Here is a 3,979-nt window from a genome sequence, read left to right as displayed (position 1 = left end):
GACCAGGATCGTCGAAGAGACGCTCGTCTTCTTCGGTGCGACCTCGACATCCGGTCCGGAGCGGATCAGGCCTCGTCGTCGGCGGCGGCCGCGCGACGGGATGCCAGCAGCGACCGCGTACGGGCGTAGACGAACCACGAGATCCCCAGGCCGGTGACGGCGATCACGACGTACTGCAGGATGTCGGCGTACCGCTGCACGACCGGCCACGATTCGCCGAGGAAGAATCCGGCCAGGACGAAGATCGAGTTCCAGATCAGGCTGCCGGTCGCCGTCAGGAGGCCGAACTTCCACAGCGGCATCCGCGTGATCCCTGCGGGGATCGAGATGAGGCTGCGAAACAGCGGGATCATACGCCCGAAGAACACGGCCTTGCCGCCGTGCCGCCCGAACCACGCAACCGTGCGATCGATGTCCTCAGGATGCAGGAGCGGAACCCGGGCCGCTATCGACCGCAACCGGCTCAGCCCCAGCCACGCTCCGAGTCCGTAAAGGGCGAAGGCGCCCACGACCGAACCGAGGGTCGTCCAGACCATCGCCTCGACGAGCGTGAACGAACCGCGGCTGGCGGCGAGCCCCGCCATCGGCAGGATGACCTCGCTGGGCAGCGGTGGGAACAGGTTCTCCAGTGCGATCGCGATTCCGGCACCTGGCGGGCCGATGACGTCCATCAGCGACACCACGGCGTCGACGATGGTCGTGAGCCATGATCCGTCGCTCGGAGTGGAGGTGGGGGCGATGTCGGTCATGGGGCTCCCTGCAATCAGGCGGTCCCTCGGGCGACATCGGCCAGGACGCTGTCACGAGGCTACCGACCGAAGGTGTCCGCAAGCTGAGCAGGGCGTGTGAACAGGGGCCCGTAGACTGTCCCCTCGTGAGTGAACGCGTCCTTGTGAAGCAGCTGCAGTCCCTCCCCGACAGCCCCGTCTCGGTGTCGGGGTGGGTCGAGACCGTCCGCGATCAGAAGAAGGTGCAGTTCGTCGTCCTCCGAGACGAGACCGGCGCCGTGCAGCTGGTGAACCCGGCGACCCGCCCCGACGTCGAAGCGGTCGAGGGAGCAGAGCCGCAGAACGCCGACGCGCTCGCACTCACCGACACCATCTCCGCCCTCACGACCGGCACGTTCCTGACGGTGCACGGCGAGCTCAAGCACGACGAGCGCGTCAAGCTCGGCGGCGTCGAGATCAAGGTCGGCTGGCTCGAGATCGCGGCGCTCGCGCTGCCCGAGATGCCGATCGCGGCCGACAGCGCGCAGGACAAGCGCATGGACTGGCGCTTCCTCGACCTTCGCCAGCGCCGCAACAACCTCATCTTCCGCGTGCAGACCACCCTCGAGCACGCGATGCGCACCTGGTGGATCGAGCGCGACTTCATCGAGATCCACTCGCCCAAGCTCATGGCCTCCGCATCCGAGTCCAACGCGGAGCTGTTCGCGCTCGAGTACTTCGGCGAGCAGACCGCGTACCTCGCGCAGAGCCCGCAGTTCTTCAAGCAGATGGCGCAGTCGGCCGGCTTCGGCAAGATCTTCGAGATCGGCGACGTCTATCGCGCCGACCCTTCGTTCACGTCGCGTCACGCCACCGAGTTCACGAGCATCGATGCTGAGATCAGCTGGATCGACTCGTACGAGGACGTCGCGCGCATGCAGGAGGAGCTTCTGGCGTACTCCATCGGCGCGGTCGCCGACAAGCACGGCACCCAGATCGAAGAGCTCTTCGGCGTCACCGTCGTCGCGCCGACCGTGCCATTCCCCCGCATCCCGCTGGCCGAGGCCCACGACATCGTCACCGCACGCGGTTACGACATCCCGCGCGCCGACGGCGACCTCGACCCCGAAGGCGAGCGTCAGATCTCGGCGCATGTGAAAGAGGTCTACGGGCACGACTTCGTGTTCATCACCGACTACCCGCACGAGATCCGCGCTTTCTACCACATGCGCGATGACGAGACCGGGCTCACCAAGAGCTACGACCTCCTCTACAACGGCGTCGAGATCACGACCGGCGCACAGCGCGAGCACCGCGTCGACATCCTGATCGAGCAGGCGAAGCAGAAGGGGCTCGAGCCGGAGCATCTGGACTTCTACTTCGACTTCTTCCGCTACGGCGTGCCCCCTCACGGCGGGTTCGGCATGGGCCTTGCGCGCGTGCTGATGCTGATGCTCGGCGAGTCATCGATCCGCGAAGTGACCTACCTGTTCCGCGGCCCGACGCGCCTCTCGCCGTAGCGGGAACACGACTGCGGCAGCATCCCTCGAAGGATCGTTCGGCTTCCGCGACACCGGCGGCATGAGATCGAGAATTGGTCAGCGGACGGCGTCGAGCAGGGCTGTCCGCAGGCGATCCGGCGCAACGCGCCAATGGCCGTGCAGTCGCCCGTCGATCAGGACGACCGGGATCTTCTCCCACCACAGCTCGTAGAGCGCGGGATCGTCGGCGATGGATGCCTCTCGCACGTCGATCCGGTCGGCGACGTCGTCGGGTAGGTCAGCGATCACTGCGTCCACGATCTCGTGCGCGATTTCGCAGAGGTGACAGTCGGGCTTGCCGATCAGGGTCAGTTCGGTCATCGCTCGACGGGCAAGCCCGCGTCTTTCCAGCCGTCGGTGCCGCCCTCGACATTCAAGCGGGGCAGGCCTTCGCGTTCGCGGAGTTGCTCGGCGCTGATCGTTTCCATCCGTCCATTCTGACGGCAGTTCGGCGAGACGGATGCCGCGGCGTCGGCGCCACGAAACACGAAGCGCCCGTCCAACGGACAGGCGCTCGGTGTCGGTGGCGCTACTTCTTGTTGCGGCGCTGGTGGCGAGTCTTGCGAAGCAGCTTGCGGTGCTTCTTCTTCGCCATGCGCTTGCGGCGCTTCTTGATGACTGAACCCACGGAAAACCTCACTAAGTCGGGGTCTGGGCTACCTGCACCTGCGTGCAGTCATGCCCGGGAACGGCAAGAACGAAAAATGCCTTTGGGCAGTCTATCAGGCGCGCCTGCCTGCGATTGCGGCGTGTCAGCCGACGTCGGCGATCGGACGCTGGAGCGCCTCGGTCACGGCGGACTCGGGAACACGATAGCTGCGGCCGAACCGCACGGCAGGCAATTCGCCCGCGTGCACGAGTCGATAGACCGTCATCTTCGACACCCGCATGATGTCGGCGACCTCCGCGACCGTCAGGAAGCGCACATCAGGCAAGTCCGCCATGATCTCCCCTTCGCCAGGATGGTGCACAGCACACTCTATGGTGTGCGTGCGACGCGTGTAAACCCACGGGACCACGCCTCCCTGTGCCGGACGGCCGGCGAGGCTGGGGCGACCGCTCCCGCGCCGACGCCGAACTGCTGACACGTCGGGGGTCAGCGCCCGGGCAGCTTCTTGAGCGCGTTCTCGAGCGCGTGCTTGGCCGAAGCGGCGGCGCGGCCCAGGGTGTCGGCAGCGTGCGCTGCCGAGTCGGGCAGGGTCGACGTGCCGGCCGGCTCCCCGTCCGTCGCGTCGTCGAGAAACGGGATCAGCCAGTCGTCGATCTCGTCGAGTGGCGCGGAGGACAGGCTGTAGTACCGGTGCTGTCCTTCTTCGCGCACCGAGACGAGCTGCGCCTCGCGCAGCACCTTCAAGTGCTTCGACACCGTCGGCTGGCTCACGGCGAGCTGCTGCACGATGTACGACACGCTCGTTCCGCGCTCTCCGGCGGATGAGCGATCGAGCAGGAGTTGCAGGATGTCGCGACGTGTGCCGTCCGCGATCACGTCGAAGATGTCCGCCATGTGCTTAGGTTAGTCGGGCATCTCCCGGAGTACCATGACTGAGGTTTCGAGCGAAGGGGCCAGGCATGGCGGCTGACCCGAACAGGTCGTTCGTCTCGCGCGCGACACATGCACTGCGGCGTGGATGGGACCGCCTGCAGGATCTGACCACCTCATCGCCTGCGCGTTTCGCAGTGCTGGTGTTCGCGACGCTGATTCTGCTCTTCACCGGACTTCTTTCGCTGCCT

General features: G+C 66.2%; 6 protein-coding genes. 1 reads left to right on the top strand and 5 read right to left on the bottom strand.

Annotation, left to right across the window (positions count from 1 at the left end; all coding sequences use genetic code 11):
• Positions 1-65 precede the first annotated feature (65 nt).
• Complete coding sequence (locus QZV84_RS00205) at positions 66-749, bottom strand: DedA family protein (protein WP_292823548.1); 684 nt, start codon at positions 747-749, stop codon at positions 66-68.
• Positions 750-874: 125 nt separating this feature from the next.
• On the opposite strand from QZV84_RS00205, the gene aspS reads away from it, so the two are divergent.
• Positions 875-2,227: an aspartate--tRNA(Asn) ligase gene (gene aspS, locus QZV84_RS00200; RefSeq protein ID WP_292823545.1), complete on the top strand. Its 1,353-nt coding sequence runs from the start codon at positions 875-877 to the stop codon at positions 2,225-2,227.
• Between the two features lie 78 nt (positions 2,228-2,305).
• Here the strand turns inward: aspS and QZV84_RS00195 are convergent, their stop codons facing one another.
• The 4 genes from QZV84_RS00195 to QZV84_RS00180 form a co-directional block, all read right to left on the bottom strand.
• Positions 2,306-2,569, bottom strand: coding sequence for a glutaredoxin family protein (locus tag QZV84_RS00195; RefSeq protein WP_292823542.1), 264 nt, complete (start codon positions 2,567-2,569; stop codon positions 2,306-2,308).
• A gap of 208 nt (positions 2,570-2,777) precedes the next feature.
• On the bottom strand, positions 2,778-2,876 hold the full coding sequence (locus QZV84_RS00190; protein ID WP_003792170.1) for an AURKAIP1/COX24 domain-containing protein: 99 nt from the start codon (positions 2,874-2,876) through the stop codon (positions 2,778-2,780).
• A 124-nt stretch (positions 2,877-3,000) separates the two neighbouring features.
• The gene (locus QZV84_RS00185; RefSeq protein WP_292823539.1) at positions 3,001-3,192 is read right to left on the bottom strand and encodes a helix-turn-helix domain-containing protein; all 192 of its coding nucleotides are present in this window, start codon (positions 3,190-3,192) and stop codon (positions 3,001-3,003) included.
• A 152-nt stretch (positions 3,193-3,344) separates the two neighbouring features.
• The gene (locus QZV84_RS00180) at positions 3,345-3,752 is read right to left on the bottom strand and encodes a metalloregulator ArsR/SmtB family transcription factor (protein ID WP_292823536.1); all 408 of its coding nucleotides are present in this window, start codon (positions 3,750-3,752) and stop codon (positions 3,345-3,347) included.
• Between the last annotated feature and the right edge of the window lie 227 nt (positions 3,753-3,979).

The organism is Microbacterium sp., from assembly GCF_011620715.1.
Taxonomy (GTDB): domain Bacteria; phylum Actinomycetota; class Actinomycetes; order Actinomycetales; family Microbacteriaceae; genus Microbacterium.
Note: the sequence above shows the minus strand (reverse complement) of the source record. Positions and strands in the feature narration are given on the sequence as shown.

What these genes read in the sequence shown, in the direction of transcription:
- QZV84_RS00195 (WP_292823542.1), bottom strand. Translation starts at nt 2,569, where the DNA reads ATGACCGAACTGACCCTGATCGGCAAGCCCGACTGTCACCTCTGCGAA.
- QZV84_RS00205 (WP_292823548.1), bottom strand. Translation starts at nt 749, where the DNA reads ATGACCGACATCGCCCCCACCTCCACTCCGAGCGACGGATCATGGCTC.
- QZV84_RS00185 (WP_292823539.1), bottom strand. Translation starts at nt 3,192, where the DNA reads ATGGCGGACTTGCCTGATGTGCGCTTCCTGACGGTCGCGGAGGTCGCC.
- QZV84_RS00180 (WP_292823536.1), bottom strand. Translation starts at nt 3,752, where the DNA reads ATGGCGGACATCTTCGACGTGATCGCGGACGGCACACGTCGCGACATC.